Origin of the sequence: Streptomyces tropicalis, from assembly GCF_029269835.1 — a bacterium.
Lineage (GTDB): Bacteria > Actinomycetota > Actinomycetes > Streptomycetales > Streptomycetaceae > Streptomyces > Streptomyces tropicalis.
The window spans coordinates 117,798-136,485 of the sequence record NZ_JARJBB010000006.1; the positions used below are offsets into that span (position 1 = coordinate 117,798).

At 74.5% G+C, this 18,688-nt stretch carries 17 protein-coding genes and 1 pseudogene; 5 read left to right on the top strand and 13 right to left on the bottom strand.

What is annotated here, in order from left to right; genetic code table 11:
- Positions 1-88: 88 nt before the first annotated feature.
- Positions 89-1,540, bottom strand: coding sequence for an aminotransferase-like domain-containing protein (locus tag P3H78_RS14365; protein ID WP_276109345.1), 1,452 nt, complete (start codon positions 1,538-1,540; stop codon positions 89-91).
- Here P3H78_RS14365 and P3H78_RS14370 point away from each other — a divergent pair.
- Positions 1,539-2,495, top strand: coding sequence for a DMT family transporter (locus P3H78_RS14370; protein WP_276109346.1), 957 nt, complete (start codon positions 1,539-1,541; stop codon positions 2,493-2,495). The genes P3H78_RS14365 and P3H78_RS14370 overlap by 2 nt on opposite strands.
- 111 nt (positions 2,496-2,606) lie before the next feature.
- Complete coding sequence (locus P3H78_RS14375; RefSeq protein WP_276109347.1) at positions 2,607-2,804, top strand: DUF1918 domain-containing protein; 198 nt, start codon at positions 2,607-2,609, stop codon at positions 2,802-2,804.
- 55 nt (positions 2,805-2,859) lie between these two features.
- Here P3H78_RS14375 and P3H78_RS14380 read toward each other — a convergent pair whose 3' ends face one another.
- Complete coding sequence (locus P3H78_RS14380; protein WP_276109348.1) at positions 2,860-4,194, bottom strand: glycoside hydrolase family 10-like protein; 1,335 nt, start codon at positions 4,192-4,194, stop codon at positions 2,860-2,862.
- 171 nt (positions 4,195-4,365) lie between these two features.
- Between P3H78_RS14380 and P3H78_RS14385 the strand changes: the two genes are divergently transcribed.
- A complete protein-coding gene (locus tag P3H78_RS14385) occupies positions 4,366-5,223 on the top strand; it encodes a 3-hydroxybutyryl-CoA dehydrogenase (RefSeq protein WP_276109349.1) in 858 nt (285 codons plus the stop codon).
- 193 nt (positions 5,224-5,416) lie between these two features.
- Positions 5,417-5,674, top strand: coding sequence for a hypothetical protein (locus tag P3H78_RS14390; RefSeq protein ID WP_276109350.1), 258 nt, complete (start codon positions 5,417-5,419; stop codon positions 5,672-5,674).
- Between the two features lie 68 nt (positions 5,675-5,742).
- Here the strand turns inward: P3H78_RS14390 and P3H78_RS14395 are convergent.
- From P3H78_RS14395 to infC, 10 genes and pseudogenes are all read right to left on the bottom strand, one after another.
- Positions 5,743-6,285: pseudogene (locus P3H78_RS14395) on the bottom strand (NUDIX hydrolase); the annotation flags it as partial.
- A gap of 196 nt (positions 6,286-6,481) precedes the next feature.
- On the bottom strand, positions 6,482-7,822 hold the full coding sequence (locus P3H78_RS14400; protein WP_276109352.1) for an NsdA family TPR-like regulatory protein: 1,341 nt from the start codon (positions 7,820-7,822) through the stop codon (positions 6,482-6,484).
- 184 nt (positions 7,823-8,006) lie between these two features.
- Complete coding sequence (locus tag P3H78_RS14405; protein WP_276109353.1) at positions 8,007-9,257, bottom strand: PP2C family protein-serine/threonine phosphatase; 1,251 nt, start codon at positions 9,255-9,257, stop codon at positions 8,007-8,009.
- 238 nt (positions 9,258-9,495) lie between these two features.
- Positions 9,496-12,018: a phenylalanine--tRNA ligase subunit beta gene (gene pheT / locus P3H78_RS14410; RefSeq protein ID WP_276109354.1), complete on the bottom strand. Its 2,523-nt coding sequence runs from the start codon at positions 12,016-12,018 to the stop codon at positions 9,496-9,498.
- On the bottom strand, positions 12,018-13,139 hold the full coding sequence (gene pheS, locus P3H78_RS14415; protein ID WP_276109355.1) for a phenylalanine--tRNA ligase subunit alpha: 1,122 nt from the start codon (positions 13,137-13,139) through the stop codon (positions 12,018-12,020). The genes pheT and pheS overlap by 1 nt, the downstream gene beginning before the upstream one ends.
- A 168-nt stretch (positions 13,140-13,307) precedes the next feature.
- Positions 13,308-14,453, bottom strand: a complete 1,146-nt coding sequence (locus P3H78_RS14420; protein ID WP_276109356.1) for a sensor histidine kinase — start codon at positions 14,451-14,453, stop codon at positions 13,308-13,310.
- A 90-nt stretch (positions 14,454-14,543) separates the two neighbouring features.
- Positions 14,544-15,404 carry a TrmH family RNA methyltransferase gene (locus P3H78_RS14425; protein WP_276109357.1) on the bottom strand — a complete coding sequence of 287 codons (861 nt, stop codon included), beginning with the start codon at positions 15,402-15,404 and terminating at the stop codon, positions 14,544-14,546.
- 162 nt (positions 15,405-15,566) lie between these two features.
- On the bottom strand, positions 15,567-15,950 hold the full coding sequence (rplT, locus tag P3H78_RS14430; protein ID WP_003989074.1) for a 50S ribosomal protein L20: 384 nt from the start codon (positions 15,948-15,950) through the stop codon (positions 15,567-15,569).
- Positions 15,951-16,060: 110 nt separating this feature from the next.
- Positions 16,061-16,255: a 50S ribosomal protein L35 gene (rpmI, locus tag P3H78_RS14435; RefSeq protein WP_004933563.1), complete on the bottom strand. Its 195-nt coding sequence runs from the start codon at positions 16,253-16,255 to the stop codon at positions 16,061-16,063.
- 108 nt (positions 16,256-16,363) lie between these two features.
- The gene (gene infC, locus P3H78_RS14440; RefSeq protein WP_276109578.1) at positions 16,364-17,038 is read right to left on the bottom strand and encodes a translation initiation factor IF-3; all 675 of its coding nucleotides are present in this window, start codon (positions 17,036-17,038) and stop codon (positions 16,364-16,366) included.
- 445 nt (positions 17,039-17,483) lie between these two features.
- Here infC and P3H78_RS14445 point away from each other — a divergent pair, with 445 nt between their 5' ends.
- Positions 17,484-17,873 carry a DUF1844 domain-containing protein gene (locus P3H78_RS14445; RefSeq protein ID WP_276109358.1) on the top strand — a complete coding sequence of 130 codons (390 nt, stop codon included), beginning with the start codon at positions 17,484-17,486 and terminating at the stop codon, positions 17,871-17,873.
- A gap of 27 nt (positions 17,874-17,900) precedes the next feature.
- Here the strand turns inward: P3H78_RS14445 and P3H78_RS14450 are convergent, their stop codons facing one another.
- Complete coding sequence (locus P3H78_RS14450; protein ID WP_276109359.1) at positions 17,901-18,635, bottom strand: SseB family protein; 735 nt, start codon at positions 18,633-18,635, stop codon at positions 17,901-17,903.
- Positions 18,636-18,688: the final 53 nt, after the last annotated feature.

Below are 18,688 nucleotides of genomic sequence, written 5' to 3' on the forward strand. Positions count from 1 at the left end.
ACCGTGCGTGCGGTCGGTCCGGACGCGGACGGGCGGGTGACCGGCGCCCCGGGCGCGCACCGCGCCGGCGACCGCGCGGCCCGGCGCGTCAGCCCACCCGGGCCACCTCCTCGTACGCGGCCCGCAGCCGCCGCACCCCCTCGGCGATCTCGGCCGTGCCGCCCACCGCGGCGAAGCCGAGCCGCAGATGGGCGGCGGGCGGCTCGGCGCTGAAGTAGGGGCGGCCGGGGGTGACGGCTACGCCCGCGCGCAGGGCGGCGGCGCCCAGGGCGGACTCGTCCGTACCGTCGGGCAGGCGCAGCCACAGGTGGTAGCCGCCGGACGGGACGTGCGGCAGGGCGAGTTCGGGCAGGTCGCGGCTCAGGGCCGCGGTCATGGCGTCCCGGCGGGCCCGCAACTGCGCCGACACGGCCCGCAGATGGCGGGGCCAGGCGGGCGAGCCGACGAGTTCGAGGGCGGCCTCCTGCAGGGGGCGCGGCACGAAGAAGGAGTCGACGACCTGGATGGCGCGCAGCCGCTCCAGCACCGGACCGCGGGCGGCCAGCGCGCTCACCCGGAAACTCGGCGAGGTGGCCTTGGTCAGCGAGCCGACGTGGACCACGACCCCGTCGGCGTCCTCGGCGGCGAGCGGGGGCGGCAGCGGTCCGGCGTCCTCGTGCACGAGGCGCCGCACGAAGTCGTCCTCGACGACGAAGGCGCCCGCCTCCCGGGCGATGCGCAGCACCTCCGGGCGCCGTTCGGGGGAGAGCACGGCACCGGTGGGGTTCTGGAAGAGGGGCTGGCAGACGAGGACGCGCGCGCCGGTGGCGCGGAAGGCGGCCGCGAGCAGGTCGGGGCGCACCCCGTCGGCGTCCACCGGCACCGGGACCGGACGCAGCCCGGACGCGCGGGCGATGGCGAGCATGCCCGGGTAGGTGGGCGACTCGACGAGCACCGGGGCGCCGGGCGGGGCGACCGCGCGCAGGGCGGTGGTCAGCGCGGACTGGCCGCCGGCCGCGATCAGCACCTCGGCGGCGGTCACGGTCCCGCCGGGCCCGCCGATGCCGCGCGCGAACCACTCGCGCAGCTCCGGCAGCCCGTCCAGCGGCGGCCGCCCCCAGGCGCCGGGTCGCCGGCCTGCCCGGGACAGCGCCGCGGCCATGGCGCGCTCCGGTTGCAGCGAGGGGTGGAGATAGCCGCCGCTGAACTCGATCACGCCGGGCGGCGGGGCGGCGAGGGTGACGGTGACGCCGGCCGCGTCGACCGTGCGGGGGGCGAGGTCCGTGGTGGCGTCCGCGCTGAGGGCGACCTCCTGCCAGGAGGTGTCGGCGGCCGGGGCGGAGGGGGCCGGGCGGTGCGCACGGAACGCACCGGCCCCGGGGCGGGTGACGACCAGGCCTTCGGCGGCCAGCTGCGCCAGCGCCCGGGACACGGTCACGGGGCTCACCCGGAAACGCTCGACCAGGGCCCGGCTCGAGGGAAGCTTTCCACCAGGAGAGTAGCGGTGGAGCTCCCGTCGGAGGCTATCCGCCAGTTCACCCACACTGCTACGCTGGTTCATGAGAGTACAGAGTAGCGCTATTCCCTCGCCTTCGATAGCGGTCCGCTCCACGGGCGTCTCCGCTTCCCCGGGCGCCCCCGCCGGCCCGGCTCCGGCCGGCCGCCGCGCCGGCACGCTCCAGGCCGCCCTCGGCGTCGTCGCCTTCTCGCTGACCTTCCCGGCCACCGCCTGGGGCCTCGAGGGCTTCGGCCTCTGGTCGCTGGTGGCCGTGCGGAGCGTCCTCGCCGCGGTGATCGCGGGCGGCTGCCTGCTGGCGCTGCGGGTGCCGCCGCCGGCCCGGCACCACTGGCCGGGGCTCGCCGTGGTCGCCGCGGGCGTGGTGCTCGGCTTCCCGCTGCTGACCACGCTCGCCCTGCGCACGTCGACGACCGCGCACGCCGCCGTCGTCGTCGGACTGCTGCCGCTGACCACCGCGGTCTGCTCCGCACTGCGCGTCGGCACCCGCCCGTCGCGGACCTTCTGGACCGCGGCGCTGGCGGGCGCGGTCGCCGTGGGCGCCTTCACGGTGCAGCAGAGCGGCGGCGCCCTCACGGCCGCCGACGGCTACCTCTTCGCCGCCCTGCTGGTGTGCGCCGCGGGCTACACCGAGGGCGGCCGGCTGGCCCGGGCCATGCCCGGCTGGCAGGTCATCGCGTGGGCCCTGGTCCTCTGCCTGCCGGTCGGCGTGCCCGCCGCCGCGCTGGCGCTGACGTACGAGCCGGTGCACCTCGGAGCGCACGCCGTGGCCGGGCTGGTGTGGGTCGCGGCGGGGTCGCAGTTCCTCGGGCTGGTCGTCTGGTACCGGGGGATGGCGGCCGTCGGGATTCCCAAGGCCAGTCAGTTGCAGTTGGCCCAGCCGCTGCTCACACTGGTGTGGTCGGTGCTGCTGCTCGGCGAGCACCTCACGGTGGCCGCCCCGCTCACCGCCGCGGCCGTACTCGTGTGCATCGCCGTGACGCAGCGGGCGCGCGGCTGACGCCTCGCCCACCGCGGCTCCGGCGCGCACAGACCGGCACCGGGCACACCCCGCGCCGCAGGCCCGAGGCCGCGGGCCGCGGCTCCCGCACACGGTGAGGAGGCGCTGCAGATGCACGCATCCGTCGGCGACCAGCTTGTCCAGCACGGCAGGGTGGTCGGGCAACACGACCAGATCTCGGAAGTCGTCGAAGTGATCGGCACGGAGGGCAACCCGCCCTACCGCGTCCGCCTGGAGAACGGGCACGAGGCCGTCATCAGCCCCGGCCCCGACTGCCAGGTCCGCCACAGGGACGAGGGCCACCGCTGAGTACCCGGCCGGGCAGGGACCTTCCCCGCGGGAGGCCCCTGCCCGCCGTGCGCCGTCAGCGCGGCGCCGGCACGGGCTCGGTGTAGTGGTCGGCGACGACCCGCGCCAGGGCGCCCGCCGGATCGGCCGCGACGTCCCGCGCGGCGAAGAAGACGTGCCCGCGGACCGTGGGCTGCTTCGCGGCCAGGGCCAGGTGCCGGGTCAGCTCGGCGGGGTCCCGCCAGCCCACGCCCTGGGTGGCGTCGCCCGCCTTGTACAGCGCCTCCCCCAGATACAGCTCGGTGCGGCTGCCCCGGGCCACCTCGGCCCACCAGGGCACCAGCCGGGCGTAGTCGGCGCCGTCCTGGCCGATGCTCCAGTAGAGCTGGGGGACGACGTAGTCGATCCAGCCCTCGCGGACCCAGGTGCGGGTGTCCGCGTACAGGTCGTCGTACGTCTGCACGCCCGCCCCGGTGTCGGAGCCGCGGGCGTCGGTCGACGCGTTGCGCCACACCCCGAAGGGGCTGATGCCGAACCGGGTGCCGGGGCGGACCGCCGCGACCCCGGCGGCGGTCTCCCGGACCAGCCGGTCGATGTTGTCGCGGCGCCAGTCGGCCCGCCCGGCGAAGCCGCTCCCGTACCGGCCGAAGGCGTCGTCGTCGTCGAAGGACCGGCCCTCCACCGGGTAGGGGTAGAAGTAGTCGTCGAAGTGGACGCCGTCGACGGGGTAGCGGCGGACCGCGTCCAGCATCGCCTGCTGGACGAAGGCGCGGACCTCCGGCAGACCCGGGTCGTAGTAGAGCTTCCCGCCGTAGGGCACGATCCAGTCGGGGTGGATGCGGGCCGGGTGGCCGGCGGCGAGCCGGTCCGGGTCGTCGTGCAGGGCCACGCGGTACGGGTTGAACCACGCGTGCAGCTGGAGTCCGCGGGCGTGCGCCTCCGCCACGGCCGTGCCGAGCGGGTCCCAGCCCGGGTCCGCGCCCTGGGTGCCGGTCAGGAACTCCGACCACGGCTCGTAGGGCGAGGGCCACAGCGCGTCGGCGGCCGGCCGCACCTGGAACATCACCGTGTTCAGGCGGTTGCGGACCGCGGCGTCGAGGAGTGCGACCAGCTCGGTGCGCTGCCGGGCCGCGCTCAGGCCGGGGCGCGAGGGCCAGTCGCGGTTGTTCACGGCCGCCAGCCACATGCCGCGCATCGCGGGCGCCGGGATGCGCGGGTCCCCGGGCTCCGCGCCGTCGCCCGGGGACGACGTCCCGCCCGCGGCGGGCGGGAGGGGGCGCACGGCGGGCGCGGGCGGGAGGGGCCCACCGGAGTCGGAACGTCCGGCAGCCGCCGCGTCCCCCGTCGTCACCAGCGCCGACAGCGCGGCCACGGTGAAGGCACGCCGTGAGAACCGGGCGGTACCGTCCATCGGGGGGCTCTCCACACGCCGTGGATCCGTCTCGTCACGGATCGTGTACCGGGTCAGCATGCACGACCCGGGCGATCGATCATCGGCGCCGCGGGGGTAACGTGCACGATCGGAGCAGGCACCACGACCAGGGGCCGCCTGCCACAGCCGTAGATCAGCGAAAGGGACGATGTGAGCGACATCGAACGCGTCGGAGTGGTGGGCTGCGGCCAGATGGGCGCGGGCATCGCCGAGGTGTGCGCCCGTGCGGGGCTGGACGTGATGGTTGCCGAGACCACCGGCGAGGCCCTGGAGATCGGCCGTACCCGGCTGTACAACTCACTGGCCAAGGCGGCCGAGCGCGGCAAGATCAGTGAGGAGGAGCGGGACGCGACGCAGGCGCGGCTGAGCTTCACCACCGACCTCGGCGAGTTCGCGGACCGGGACCTCGTGATCGAGGCCGTGGTGGAGAACGAGCAGGTCAAGACCGAGATCTTCCAGGTCCTCGACCAGGTGGTGAGCCGCCCGGACGCGATCCTCGCCTCGAACACCTCCTCGATCCCGCTGGTGAAGCTGGCCGTCGCCACCTCGCGGCCCGACCACGTCATCGGGGTCCACTTCTTCAACCCCGCCCCGGTGCAGAAGCTGGTCGAGCTGATCCCCGCCCTGACCACCTCCGAGGGCACCCTGAGCCGGGCGCAGCTGTTCACCGAGAAGGTGCTCGGCAAGCACGCGATCCGCGCCCAGGACCGCTCCGGCTTCGTCGTGAACGCCCTGCTGATCCCGTACCTGCTGTCCGCGATCCGGATGTTCGAGTCGGGCATGGCCAGCCGCGAGGACATCGACAACGGCATGGAGATGGGCTGCGCCCACCCGATGGGCCCGCTGAAGCTGTCCGACCTGATCGGCCTGGACACCGTCGCCTCGGTCGCGCAGAGCATGTACGAGGAGTACAAGGAGCCGCTGTACGCCGCTCCCCCGCTGCTCCAGCGCATGGTGGACGCCGGCCGTCTCGGCCGGAAGAGCGGATCGGGCTTCTACTCGTACTGAGCACGCTCCGTGCAGCATCCGGCGTCCGCGGGCCCGGCACCGTCCACAGGTGCCGGGCCCGCGTCCTTCGCACACCGTGTGCGCGCCGGACCCGCATATGCCCGTCGCACACGCTCCCCGCGCGCTCACCAGGCGAGTTGACTCACCCTGCCCCTGCAAGGGATGTGAGACGACTACGGAAAGGAGCGGACCTGTGACCGCCGGTCCCGAGTATCCAGTCCCCCACGGAGAACTCGCAGAGTTACGGCGCCGCCTCGACGTGGCCTACGCCCGCGTCGAGGGCGGCCTGGCGCTCCTCAGCCATCGCACCGAGGAGACCGCCAAGGAGCTCGACGAACTGCACGTCCGCATCAACTCCCTGGAGCACGCCCGCTGGCCGCTGCCCGCGGTCGGGGCGCTCACGGCCGTCGGCGCGCTGGTCGTCACGGTCTGGCAGGCCGTCGGCCGCTAGCGCCGGCCGGTCCGCCGGTCCGCGCCGCGGTGCACCCGGGGCCCGGGCGGGACGCGGTGGGGGGACCGGGGCACGGTGTCCTGCCCGAGCCTGAGGTGGTGCAGGAGGAGTAAGGCGGCCGCCATGTTGGCGGCGGGGACCTCGCCGCGGGCGACCATGTCGGGGACGAGCTTGAGGGGGACCCATTCCCGGCGGTCGGACTCGAAGTCGTCCACGGGGTGTCCGAGGTACTCGCCCTCGTCCGACCAGTAGATGTGGTGCCGGGCGTCGGTGAGGCCGTTGGACGGCTCCACGCTCATGAGGTGGTGCAGCGGGCCCGGCCGCCAGCCGGTCTCCTCCTCGAGTTCGCGGGCGGCCGCGGCGGCGACGTCCTCGCCGTCCTCGACGACGCCCGCGGCGAGTTCCCAGCCCCAGCTGTCGGTGATGAAGCGGTGGCGCCACAGGAGGAGGACCTCGTTGGCGTCGTTGACGACCGTGGCCGCGGCGACGGGCCGCAGCCGTATGAGGAAGTGGTCGATGTGTCGGCCGTCCGGCAGTGCGACGTCTGCCAGGTTGACCCGGAACCAGCGGTTTTCATACACAGTTTGTTCGTTCTGTTTCGTCCACTGCACGGTCCTGCCACCTTCCGACGGGTAAGTGGCAATATCGCAGCCGGGGCCGCGTGGCAGCAGGCGTACGGCGAGCCGCGCCCGGCGCAACGGCGGGCGCAGGGACGGGCGTGCGGGGGTCCGGGAGCGCACGCCGGGTGCGCGCTGCGGCGCCCGGGGCTCCTGCGGGCCGGGGCGTGTGGGCGGAGCCGGCGGCCCGTCAGAGCGGCACGCGCAGCGCCCCGTCGATGAGTTCGGCCGCCTCCGCGGTGCCCGCGCAGCCGCTGCGCACCAGGTGCTCGCGGACCGCGCGCAGCCGGTCGCGCAGTCTCTGCGACTCCATGCCGCGGGCCTGCTCCGCCATCCGCACCGCGGTGGCCACCGCCTTGTCGGCGTTGCCGCGGCGCAGTTCGATCGTGCTGAGCATCGCGAGCCGGTGCACCCGGCCCCGGTCGTGGGCCGGGTTGTCCACCGCGGCCGCCGCGTGCTCCTCCGCCGCCGCCAGCTCGCCGAGGCTGAGCAGCGCCTCGGCCACCTGGACGTTGACCAGCCCGGGCTGCACATAGCCGGTCTCGTCGGGTTCGCGGCCGCGCCGGATGCGCTCGGCGGCCTCCTCGGCGCGCCGGATGCAGGACAGCGCGCTGCTGCCGTCGCCGAGATGGGCGTACGCCTTCGCCTGCATCGCGTACAGGTCGGAGGCGAGCGCGGGCGTGATGTGGCGTCCGGCGGCGCGCAGGGCGGCCTCGGCGAAGGCGACCGCCTGGCGGTTCTCCCGCAGGAACAGCGCCTGGTTGACCAGCAGGGCGATGACGTACGCCCCGAGTCCCCGGTCCCCGCTGGCCTTGGCCAGCCGCAGCGCCTGGTGGAAGTAGCGCTGGGCCAGCCCGTGCGCGTCGGAGTCGTACGCGCAGATGCCGGCGACGGCCACCAACCCGCCGGTGGCCCGGTGGAGTTGGCGTCCGGTGGCGTCGGTGTAGCTGCCGCGCAGCAGGGGCGCCGCCTCGGCGTTGAGGAAGCCCACGATCCGGCTGCGGGTGGCCACGCCCCCGGTCTTGCGGTACATCTGCTCGTAGTGCGTGCGGGCGGATCGCAGCATCTCCAGGTCGGCGGTGGTGACCCGGTGCCGGCCGCCGCGGGAGACGTCGACGTCCTCCGGCGGGTTCTCCCACTCCCACACGGGCATCACGGCGGGCGTTCCGGTGACGGCGGGCGCGCCGAGGAGGTGCGGGCGCTGCTGCTCGTCGCAGCGCCACAGCGCGGTCGCACGCTCGACGAAGCCGGACAGCGAGGTGCCGTGCGCGGCGGCGGGCTCGCCGGGCACGCCGAGGCCGATGTCGTCGAGGGTCACGGGCCGGTGCAGCCGGGCGGCGAGCACCTCGCAGATCAGGTCCGGCACCTGGCCGCGCGGCCGCTGGCCCTTCAGCCAGCGCGCCACGGCGGTGTGTTCGTAGCGGAGCGCGAGACCCCGCGCCCGCCCCGCCTGGTTGACGTGGGCGGCGAGACCGGCGTGCGAGACTCCGGCCTCGTCCAGGATCGCGTCGAGCAGAGTGTTGGGCTGCATTCGGGCCCCCCGGATGGCTCGGTGCGGACAGAGTAGTGCGTGCGGCTTCACACGGGGTGTGAACCGAGTGCGCGAACCCGGGGCGTGTGCGCACTGTCGCACAGAGTCCCCGGCCGGTTCACTGGGATGCCTCGCAAGAGGCCGGCCGGGCCGCCGGCTCCCCCTCGAACAGTGCGGCGGCCCGTCACCGCGCCGTCCGCCCGGCCGCCTGCTCGACACTCCGTGGCGGGGCGGACGGCCCGCCGGCCCCCCGTGCGGCCGCCGGGCCGGCGCAGGCGCGCGCCGGACGGCCGTTGCGCACCACCAGCACGGCCACGTCGTCGGCGGGCCGTCCCCCGGTGTGGCGCAGCAGCCGGGTCAGCACGGTACGCAGGACGGACTGCGGGACGACGGGCCGGTCCGCGGCGGCCTCGGCCAGGACGGCGGCGAGCGGGAAGAAGCGGCCCTTGGCGTCGCGGGCGTCCTCCGCGCCGTCCGTGTACAGCACCAGCGCCTCCCCCGGCGGCAGCCGTCCCACGTCCGCCGCGTCCAGTGCGGCCGGCAGCGGGAAGGGCCCGAGCGGCGGCAGCGGTTCGGCGCGGGCCAGCGGCACCGCGCCGTGGCCGCCGAGCCGGTACGGCCAGGGGTGCCCGCAGTTGAGCGCGTGCACCCGGCCGGCCGGGTCGATCTCCAGCAGCAGGACGGTGACGAAGTCCTCCGTGGCACCGGGCTCCGGTTCGGGGCCGGGCACCGGGTGCCCGGTGCGGGCCCGCTCGCGCAGGTGGCGGCCGAGCGCCCGCTCCAGCCGGCGCAGCACACCGGCGAGTTCGGGCTCGTCGTGGGCGGCCTCGCGGAAGCTGCCGAGGACCGCGGCGACCGTCCCGAGGGCGGCGAGTCCGTGCCCGCGGACGTCCCCCACGACCAGCCGCACCCCGTGCTCGGTGGCGATCACCTCGTACAGGTCGCCGCCGACAAGGGCGCCGCGGTCCGCGGACAGGTGCGCCGCGGCGAGGTCGAGCCCCTCGACCCGGGACGGGAGCGGCCGCAGCACCACCCGCTGGGCGGCGCCCGCCACCGCACGGGCCTGCCGCAGCTCGCGCAGCAGCGTCCGGCGCACCGTCAGGACGAGGCCGGTGCCGGCGGCGAGGAGGAAGGCGCCGGTGGCCAGCCGCGAGCCGAGGCCGTGGCCCTGGGCGAGCGGACAGGTCAGCCGGTAGGTGACGGCCAGGGCGCCCCAGACCGTGGGCGGACCGAGGGCGAGCGCCCGGTTCGGCGGGCGGGATCCGGGCCCGGCGGACGGAGTGCGCTCCGGGCGGCGGGCACCGGCGCGGGCCCAGGCCGGGAGCCCTCTCCGGACGGGTGTCCGGACGTCGGCGCGGGCGCCGCGTCCGGTTGCCGTGCGGGAGTTCCTGCGGGACGGCGCGCTGCGCGCGGCCCCAGCCCTGATGCGGTTCATGCGTGGCCCCCCAAAGGCCCCGACAGCGCAGACCGGCCCCGGGGGGCCACGGTCGATTCTGTCGGCCGGGCGGTGCACGGCGGAGGGATCATCCGGCCGTGCCACCCGAACGGGTGAGGGGCCGCCGGTGCCCGTGACGGCCCCGGAACGGCGCGCGCCCCCGGGCGCCGGCCGTGGTGGCCGGCGCCCGGGGGCGCGGTGTCCCGGGGGTGCTCCGGGTGCGGTGCCGGGCCGCGCGTCAGGCGCGCAGCTCCGCCCCGGTGCGCTCCGCGGCCAGGGCGACCGCCGCGTCCCGGGCCGCCGACGCCTCGTCGACGGTCAGCGTCCGGTCGGCGGAGCGGAAGCGCAGGGCGTACGCCAGCGACTTCCGGCCCTCGCCGAGCTGCTCGGCGTTCTCGTAGACGTCGAACAGCCGGATGGACTCCAGCAGTTCACCGGCGCCCTCGCGCAGCGCGGCCTCCACCTCGGTGTGCGGGACGGGCCGGTCCACGACCAGGGCGACGTCCTGCGTGGCCACCGGGAAGGTGGAGATGCGCGGCGCCTGCAGGGTGTCGTCCCCGGCCCGCTCCAGGGCGTCCAGGTCCAGCTCCATCGCGCAGGTGCGCTCGGGCAGGCCCAGCGCCTTCAGAACGCGCGGGTGCAGTTCACCGGCGTGGCCGACGACCTGCTCGGTGCCGTCCACGGCGACCGCGAGCTCGGCGCACCGGCCCGGGTGCCACGGACCGTACCGGCCCTTGCGCACGATCAGTTCGACGCCGGCCTCGCGGGCGACGGTCCGCGCGGACTCGACCGCGTCCGACCAGCCGGCCGGACGGCCCGCTCCCCACCAGCCCGCCTGCTCGCGGGCGCCGGCCAGGACGGCGGCCACGTGGCGCGGCTGCTCGGGCAGCGCCGCGTCCAGTGCCGCGGTCTCCTCGTCGGTGGGGCGCCGGTCCACGGGGAGGTGGACGGCGGCGGCCCGCTCCTCGCGCGGGTGGAAGACCAGGCCGGTCTCGAACAGCGCGAGGTCGTGACTGCCGCGGCCGTCGTTGCGGCGGAGCGCGGCGAGCAGGCCCGGCAGCAGCGTCGTGCGCAGCGCGGGCTCCTCGTCGTTGAGCGGGTTGACCAGCCGGACCATGCGGCGGGCGGGGTCGTCGGCCGCCAGACCGAGCTGGTCGGGGACCTGCTCACCGACGAACGGGTAGTTCAGCGCCTCGACGAAGCCCGCGCCGGCGAGCGCCCGGCCGGTCCGGCGGTGCAGTCGCTGACGGTGGGTCAGGCCGCGGCCGGCCCGGGGCCGGGGCAGCGTGGAGGGCAGGTTCTCGTAGCCCTCCAGCCGGATGACCTCCTCGGCCAGGTCGTTGGCGTCGGTGAGGTCGGGCCGCCAGGACGGCACGGTGACGATCAGCTCGTCCTGCCCGTAGACGTCACAGCCGACCTCCTGCAGGCGGCGGACGACGGTCTCCCGGCCGTAGCGCACGCCCGCGACCCGGTCCGGGTGGTCCGCCGGGACGGTGATCGTGTGCGGCGCGGACGGCGCGATCACCTCGGTGACGCCGGCCTCGGCGGTGCCGCCGGCCAGGAGCACGAGCAGGTCGACGGTGCGCTGGGCCGCGGCGGAGGCGGCCTGCGGGTCGACGCCCCGCTCGAAGCGGCGGGACGCCTCCGAGGACAGCTTGTGCCGGCGGGCGGTGCGCGCGACGGAGACGGCGTCGAAGTGGGCGGCCTCGATCACCACGGCGGTGGTGGCGTCCGTCCCGTTCGCGGTGGCGTCGTGGTCGGCGATCTCCGTGTCGGCGCCGCCCATCACGCCGGCCAGGCCGATCGGGCCGCGCTCGTCGGTGATGACCAGGTCCTCGGCGTGCAGCGTGCGCGCGGTGCCGTCCAGGGTGACGATCTTCTCGCCCTCCTGCGCCCGGCGCACGCCGATGGTGCCGCGGACCAGGGAGCGGTCGTAGGCGTGCAGGGGCTGGCCCAGCTCCATCATCACGTAGTTCGTGACGTCGACGGCGAGCGAGATCGGGCGCATGCCGACCTTCTGGAGCCGGCGCTGGAGCCAGATCGGGGAGCGCACCTCGGGGCTCAGGCCGGTGACGGTGCGGGCGGTGAAGCGGTCGCAGCCGATCGGGTCGGAGATCTTCACCGGGTGACCGAGGGCGTTCGGGGCCGGTACGTCGATCAGGGCCGGGTCGCGCAACGGCAGCCCGTAGGCGATCGCGGCCTCGCGGGCGACGCCGCGGATCGACAGGCAGTCGCCGCGGTTGGCGGTGACGGCGATGTCGAGGACCTCGTCGACCAGTTCCAGCAGCTCGATGGCGTCCCGGCCGGTCTCGGTCTCCGGCGGCAGCACGATGATGCCGTGCGTGCCGTCGTCGCCCATGCCCAGCTCGTCGGTCGAGCAGATCATGCCGTGGGACGTCTTGCCGTAGGTCTTGCGGGCGCTGATCGCGAAGCCGCCGGGCAGCACGGCGCCCGGCAGGACGACGACGACCTTGTCGCCGACGGCGAAGTTGCGGGCGCCGCAGACGATCTCCTGGGGCTCGCCGGTGCCGTTGGCGCCGCCGACGTCGACGGTGCAGAAGCGGATCGGCTTCTTGAAGCCCTCCAGCTCCTCGATGGTCAGCACCCGGCCGACGACGAGCGGCCCCTTGAGGTCGGCGCCGAGCTGCTCGACGGTCTCGACCTCGAGGCCGGCCGAAATGAGCTTGGCCTGGACGTCACGGCCGGTTTCGGTCGCCGGCAGCTCGACGTACTCCCGCAGCCAGGAAAGCGGGACCCGCATCAGATCTCCATCCCGAACGGCCGGGTGAACCGGACGTCGCCCTCGACCATGTCTCGCATGTCCTCGACGTTGTGGCGGAACATCAGCATCCGCTCGATGCCGAACCCGAAGGCGAAGCCGCTGTACTTCTGCGGGTCGACGCCGCAGGCGGTGAGCACCCGCGGGTTGACCATGCCGCAGCCGCCGAGTTCGATCCAGCCCTCGGAGGAGCAGGTGCGGCAGGGCCGGTCGGGGTTGCCGACGGAGTCGCCCTTGCAGACGTAGCAGAGCATGTCCATCTCGGCGCTCGGCTCGGTGAAGGGGAAGAAGTTCGGCCGCAGCCGGGTCTTCATGCCCTCGCCGAACAGCGACTGGACCATGTGGTCCAGGGTGCCCTTGAGGTCGGCCATGGTCAGGCCCTCGTCGACGGCCAGCAGCTCGACCTGGTGGAAGACGGGGGTGTGCGTGGCGTCCAGCTCGTCGGTGCGGTAGACGCGGCCGGGGCAGATCACGTAGACCGGCAGCTCGCGCTGGAGCAGGGAGCGGATCTGGACCGGCGAGGTGTGGGTGCGCAGCACGACACCGGACTCCCCGCGGCCCTCGGGGCCCTGGACGAAGAAGGTGTCGGCCTCGCCGCGCGCCGGGTGGTCCGGGCCGATGTTGAGGGCGTCGAAGTTGAACCACTCGGCCTCGGTCTCCGGGCCCTCGGCGACCTCGTAGCCCATGGCCGTGAAGATGTCCTCGATGCGCTCCGAGAGCGTGGTGAGGGGGTGCCGGGCGCCGGGGGCGACCCGGTCGTAGGGCAGCGTGACGTCGACGTCCTCCTCGACGAGCACCCGCGCGTCGCGCTCGGCCTCCAGCTCGGCCTGCCGGCCGGCCAGCGCCTTGTTCACGGCGCCGCGGGCCTGGCCGACACGCTTGCCGGCGTCGGCCTTGGCGTGCGGGGGCAGGGCGCCGATCTCGCGGTTGGCGAGGGCCAGCGGGGAGGCGGGGCCGGTGTGGGCGACCTTGGCCTCGTGGAGCGCGTCGAGGGAGTCCGCGGCGGCGAAGGCGGCGAGCGCCTCGTCCCGCATGCGCTCGATCTCTTCCGGTTTCAACGCCTCGACCTCTACAGGGTCGTACGACTTATTCGGTGCCGACATCTCTTCCCGTGCTTCCGATTGGCTGGCTGGAGGTCCCGTCACCGACTCGTGGACGAACCGTCTCCGATCCTGGGACGGGCCGTCGCCGTTCTTGGGACGCAAGGGTGCCAAAGGCCGAGTCTAACGGGGCGGTGACCGGGGGATGCGCCCGTGGGGGCCCGGCGGTGCTCAGAGCAGGTGCGCCGGGGTGCCCACGGGCAGGGTAAATCGGAACTGCGCGCCCCCGCCGGGGGCACGGCCGACCGTGATGGCGCCGCCGTGGGCCTCGACGATGCCCTTGACGATGTAGAGCCCGAGGCCGGTGCCGCCGCGCTTGCTGCCCCGCCAGAAGCGGGTGAAGACGCGGTTCATGGACTCCTCCGGGATGCCGGGCCCCTCGTCGCTCACCGTGACCGACGTGGCGGTGTGCCCGTCCGGCTCCCCTTCCCGGGGGGCCGTCGCGGGCGTGACGTCTATGGTGACGGTTCCCTCGCCGTGCCGCACCGCGTTTTCGATGAGGTTGCTGAGCACCTGGTCGATCTTGTCGGGGTCGGCCCACAGGGTGGGCAGCGGCTGCTCGATCCGGACCAGGAAGCGGTCGGCGGGCTGTCCGGCGGCGACGTACGCCTGGATGTGGCGGCCCACGGCGGCGCCGACGTCGATGAGCTGGCGGCGCACTTCGAGCCGGCCGGAGTCGATGCGGGAGATGTCGAGCAGCTCGGCGATGAGCCGGGTGACCCGGTCGGCGTCGGCGTCGACGGTCTCCAGCATCAGCCGCTTCTGGTCGTCGGTGAACCGCTCCCACTTGGCCAGCAGGGTGGCGGTGAAGCCCTTCACGGAGGTCAGCGGCGACCGCAGCTCGTGGGCCACGGTGGCGATCAGCTCGGCGTGGCTGCGCTCGGTGCGGCGGCGGGCCTCGGTGTCGCGCAGGCAGACGACGACCCGGCGCACCGGCCCGGTGGGGTGGGTACGGACGTACCGGGCGGAGACGAGGACCTCGCGGCCGCCGTGCAGCAGCAGGTTGCGTTCGGGCTGTCCGACGCGGATGGCGAGGCCGCCGTAGGGGTCGGTCAGCGGCCACCAGCGCCGCCCCTCCAGGTCCTCCAGCGGCAGCGCCCTCTCCAGCCGGCGGCCGAGGGCCTCCTCGGCGGGCACCGCGGTGATGCGGGACGCGGCGGCGTTGAAGCAGATCACGCGGCCCTGCTCGTCGGCGACGACCAGGCCGTCGGGCAGGGCGTCGGGATCGAGCCCGAGGTCGGCGAGGTCGCCGGGGCCCGGCGTGGGCGGGCGGCGCGCGTCCCGTCGCCCCGGTGCGCTGCTCGTGCCGACCCTCATCCCCGTACCCCACCTCTCTGACGACGCCGGGGGCACCCCCTGCCCGAGCGGAGCCGGAGTCCGGCGTGGACTCCCGAGCTGGTCACCCTACTAGCTCCCGGTGACGGAGCGGCACCCTCCGGAGGCACGCTGTGCACGCGCGGACGCATAGAGGCATACGGCCGCGGCGGTGGCGAGGTTCAGGCTCTCGGCCCTTCCGTGGATCGGCACGCGGACGACGGCGTCGGCCAGGGCACGGGTCTCCTCCGGCAGGCCCCATGCCTCGTTGCCGAAGACCCAGGCCGTGGGGCCGCCCATGGCGCCCCGGTCGAGTTCCTGGTCGAGGTCGTGCGGGCCGGCGCCGTCGGCGGCGAGGATGCGGACGCCGGCGCCCTTGAGCCCGTCGACGGCCTCGTCGACGGGGACGCCGACGGCGACCGGCAGGTGGAACAGCGAGCCGACGGAGGCGCGGACGGCCTTGGGGTTGTACAGGTCCACGGAGGCGTCGGTGAGGACGACCGCGTCGGCGCCGGCGGCGTCGGCGCAGCGCAGCACCGTGCCGGCGTTCCCGGGGTCGCGGACGTGGGCGAGGACGGCGACGAGGCGGGGGCGGGCGGCGAGGACGTCCTCGAAGGGCGTGTCCAGGAAGCGGCAGACACCGACCAGGCCCTGCGGGGTGACGGTGGTGGAGATGTCGGCGACGACCTGCTCGGAGGCGATGTGGATGCGGGCGCCCGCGGCGCGGGCCTCGCCGACGATGTCGGCGTAGCGGTCGGCCGCCTCCAGGGTGGTGAACAGCTCGACGAGCGTCGCGGCACCACCGGCACGGTGCGCCGCCGCCTCCCGCACGGCCTGCGGTCCCTCGGCGAGGAACAGCCGCTCCTTGCCCCGGGCGTTCCGCTTCGCGAGCCGACGGGCGGCGGTGACGCGGGGCGAGCGGGGGGAGATCGGCTCGGGGATGGCGGGGGGCATGCGGTTCACCTCTGCAGCTACGGACCGCCGTCGGGGCGGGTCGGCCGCCACGGCGGGTTCCGGCGGTGCCGGACCGGCCGGATGTCTCGGGACACAACGGGACCCGCAGGCTTGCTCAGCCTGCGGGTCCTCACTGCACGTCGGCCTCGTGCCGGTGCGGCGTCACGCAGCCTTCGGCGCGTTGACGTCGCTCGGGAGCGCCTTCTGGGCGACCTCGACGAGCGCGGCGAAGGCGCCGGCGTCGTTGACGGCCAGCTCGGCCAGGATCTTGCGGTCGACCTCGACGTTCGCGGCCTTCAGACCCTGGATGAAGCGGTTGTAGGTCATGCCGTTGGCGCGGGCAGCGGCGTTGATGCGCTGGATCCACAGCTGACGGAAGTCGCCCTTGCGCTTCTTGCGGTCGTTGTAGTTGTAGACCAGCGAGTGGGTGACCTGCTCCTTGGCCTTGCGGTACAGGCGCGAACGCTGACCGCGGTAGCCGGAGGCCTGCTCGAGGATCGCCCGGCGCTTCTTGTGGGCGTTGACTGCCCGCTTGACGCGTGCCACTTGTTAACTCCTTGTAGCGGGGCCGTGGTGGTGCTCACACGGCCCGGAAACGATTGGGTCCCGGTCCAGACGTACGGCGCGGATCGCTCTCACGATCGGGCGCCGGTGCGTCACTTGCCGAGAAGCTTCTTGATCTTCGCGGCGTCGCCCGGGGCCATCTCGGCGTTGCCGGTGAGGCGACGCGTCACGCGGGACGACTTGTGCTCAAGCAGGTGGCGCTTGCCGGCGCGCTCACGGAGCACCTTGCCGGAGCCGGTGACCTTGAAGCGCTTGCTGGCACCGCTGTGCGACTTGTTCTTCGGCATAGCGCCGTTCTCTCCTCGTCGGTGGCGCTCCGATGCCCGGTCGCAAAACCGGGCACGGTGGAGCGTCGCTCTTGTTTCGGTTACTTCCTGGGACTCGCGTCCCGGGGGTCACGCCTCGGCCGGGGCCTCGGTGTCGACGGCGGTGTCGATGCCGCCTTCGGCGTCGACGTCGGCATCGGTGTCAGCAGGGTTCTGCGAGCGACCGGGGTTGGCCTTCGCCTCCGCCTTGCGGGCCTCCTGCGCCTGCCTGGCCTCGGCCATCGCCTCGGTCTTCTTCTTGTGCGGACCGAGAACCATGATCATGTTCCGGCCGTCCTGCTTGGGGTTCGACTCCACGAAGCCGAGGTCCTGGACGTCCTCCGCGAGACGCTGCAGCAGCCGGTAGCCCAGCTCGGGCCGGGACTGCTCGCGACCACGGAACATGATCGTGATCTTGACCTTGTCGCCCTGCTTGAGGAACCGGACGACGTGACCCTTCTTGGTGTCGTAGTCGTGCGGGTCGATCTTCGGCCGGAGCTTCATCTCCTTGATGACCGTGTGCGCCTGGTTCTTGCGCGCCTCACGGGCCTTCATGGCCGACTCGTACTTGAACTTCCCGTAGTCCATGAGCTTGCACACGGGCGGACGGGCGGTGGCCGCGACCTCGACCAGGTCCAGGTCGTACTCCTGCGCAAGCTCCAGGGCCTTGGCAAGCGGCACGATGCCGACCTGCTCGCCGCTGGGACCGACAAGTCGCACCTCGGGAACGCGAATCCGGTCGTTGATGCGGGGCTCGGCGCTGATGGATCCTCCTCGGTAGCACCACGCGACGGTCTGGCGGACGGCCGCGTAACTCTGTGTTCCTTAGACCTAACCGCGCCGAGGCATCAAAAATGCCCCGGGACGATCACAGGCAGCGCTCCTCGAACTAACCGGAGCGACCGCCGCGATGGCCGCGGGGCGCACTTTCGGGCGGGTCCGCGCCTCGGGGTGCGGGACCGCCTGACCGGTGACCCGCCGCCCTGACGGGCGGCCGGGTGGGAGTTCGAAAGCCTCCACTTGTGGGCCGGGCGCGCTCACCGCGAGGCAGGCGTGTCCGACCGGTCGTCACACAAGGTTAGCAGCTCGCCATGGGTGGCGCGAATCCACTGCCGCGGACCGTCCCCGGCGGCCTCCGCGGGCCGCGCCCTGGGCCGCACGGGACGGCCCGCGGGCGGGGCGGGGGCGGGCTGCGCCTATGGTGAGGGGCATGAGTGACACCTCCCCCTCGGACCGCCCCGAGGCCACCCCCGACCCCGCCGGGTCGCCCGACTTCGACGCCATGGCCCGCGACATCGCGGAGGTGCCCGCCGTCGAGGTGATCGTGACGGTCGCCGTCAACCTGATGAGCGCCGCGGCCGTCAAGCTCGGTCTCACCGAGGAGGGCGAGCAGCACAAGGACCTGGACGAGGCCCGCAAGCTGGTGAGCGCGCTGGCCGGCCTGCTGGACGCGAGCGCGACCGAGATCAGCTCCTTCCACGCGGCGCCGCTGCGCGACGGCCTGAAGTCGCTGCAGCTGGCCTTCCGCGAGGCGTCCCTGGTCCCGGACGAGCCGGGACAGGGCCCGGGCGAGAAGTACACGGGCCCGGTCTACGGCTGATCCGCCGGACCGTACGCGGGTCCCGCGTCAGTCCTCCTTCACGTACAAGGGCTCGCCCGGCGGCGTCGCCCCGGCCGGCAGCACTGCCAGGTCGAGGCCGCGCACCAGGCGGGCCCTCAGTGTGTCGCTGGCGGCCAGCCGCCCGGCCACGGAACGCGCCGTCTCGGCCTGCGGCGCCGCCGGGTCGAGGACGAGCGCGAGGGTGCCGTCCGCGCGGCCCGGGCCGAGGTGGGCGCGGAGCACGGCCGGTTCGGCGGCCACGGCCTCGCGCACGGCCGCCGCGACGGCCGGGTCGGCCAGCGGGTCGGTCGCCGTCCGGCCCTCGGCGAGCGCCAGCAGCGCCGGCCCGGTCAGCTCGAACGGGACCGGACCGGCCACGTCCAGGACCACGGTGTCCGCCTTCTCGTGCGCGGCCGCCTGCAGCGCCTGGTGCAGGGGTACGGCGACGGGGCGGGCCTCCGGGTCCCAGCGGGCCAGGGACTCGGTGGAGGTGAAGGCGGGCAGGGCGGTGCGCGACCCGGCCTTCAGGGTGGGGACGGCCATGTCGCTGGTCTTCTCGCGGCGCAGTCCGTTCGCGTCCTCCTCCACCTCGCCCAGCACGGCCACCACGGGCACGAGCAGCCGGGCGCCCTTGAGCGCCTCCAGGACGGGGCCGACGGCGGAGCGGTCCTCCGACCAGGCGGCGAGTGCCGCGCCGAGCCGCGGGTCGGCGGAGCCGTCGTCGTCGGAGAAGCCGGAGTCGGGGATGTTCTTGTTCGCCACGGTCACCGACCTTATCCGGGGGCCGGCGCCACCCGGGCCCGGGCCCGTGCGCA

Excerpts from the sequence above, each read along its gene's own strand:
- P3H78_RS14400 (WP_276109352.1), bottom strand. The coding sequence starts at position 7,822 with ATGCAGCCCAACACTCTGCTCGACGCGATCCTGGACGAGGCCGGAGTC.
- P3H78_RS14370 (WP_276109346.1), top strand. The coding sequence starts at position 1,539 with ATGAGAGTACAGAGTAGCGCTATTCCCTCGCCTTCGATAGCGGTCCGC.
- pheS (WP_276109355.1), bottom strand. The coding sequence starts at position 13,139 with ATGTCGGCACCGAATAAGTCGTACGACCCTGTAGAGGTCGAGGCGTTG.
- P3H78_RS14365 (WP_276109345.1), bottom strand. The coding sequence starts at position 1,540 with ATGAACCAGCGTAGCAGTGTGGGTGAACTGGCGGATAGCCTCCGACGG.
- P3H78_RS14380 (WP_276109348.1), bottom strand. The coding sequence starts at position 4,194 with ATGGACGGTACCGCCCGGTTCTCACGGCGTGCCTTCACCGTGGCCGCG.
- P3H78_RS14420 (WP_276109356.1), bottom strand. The coding sequence starts at position 14,453 with ATGAGGGTCGGCACGAGCAGCGCACCGGGGCGACGGGACGCGCGCCGC.
- P3H78_RS14445 (WP_276109358.1), top strand. The coding sequence starts at position 17,484 with ATGAGTGACACCTCCCCCTCGGACCGCCCCGAGGCCACCCCCGACCCC.
- rpmI (WP_004933563.1), bottom strand. The coding sequence starts at position 16,255 with ATGCCGAAGAACAAGTCGCACAGCGGTGCCAGCAAGCGCTTCAAGGTC.
- P3H78_RS14425 (WP_276109357.1), bottom strand. The coding sequence starts at position 15,404 with ATGCCCCCCGCCATCCCCGAGCCGATCTCCCCCCGCTCGCCCCGCGTC.
- P3H78_RS14375 (WP_276109347.1), top strand. The coding sequence starts at position 2,607 with ATGCACGCATCCGTCGGCGACCAGCTTGTCCAGCACGGCAGGGTGGTC.
- P3H78_RS14405 (WP_276109353.1), bottom strand. The coding sequence starts at position 9,257 with ATGAACCGCATCAGGGCTGGGGCCGCGCGCAGCGCGCCGTCCCGCAGG.
- pheT (WP_276109354.1), bottom strand. The coding sequence starts at position 12,018 with ATGCGGGTCCCGCTTTCCTGGCTGCGGGAGTACGTCGAGCTGCCGGCG.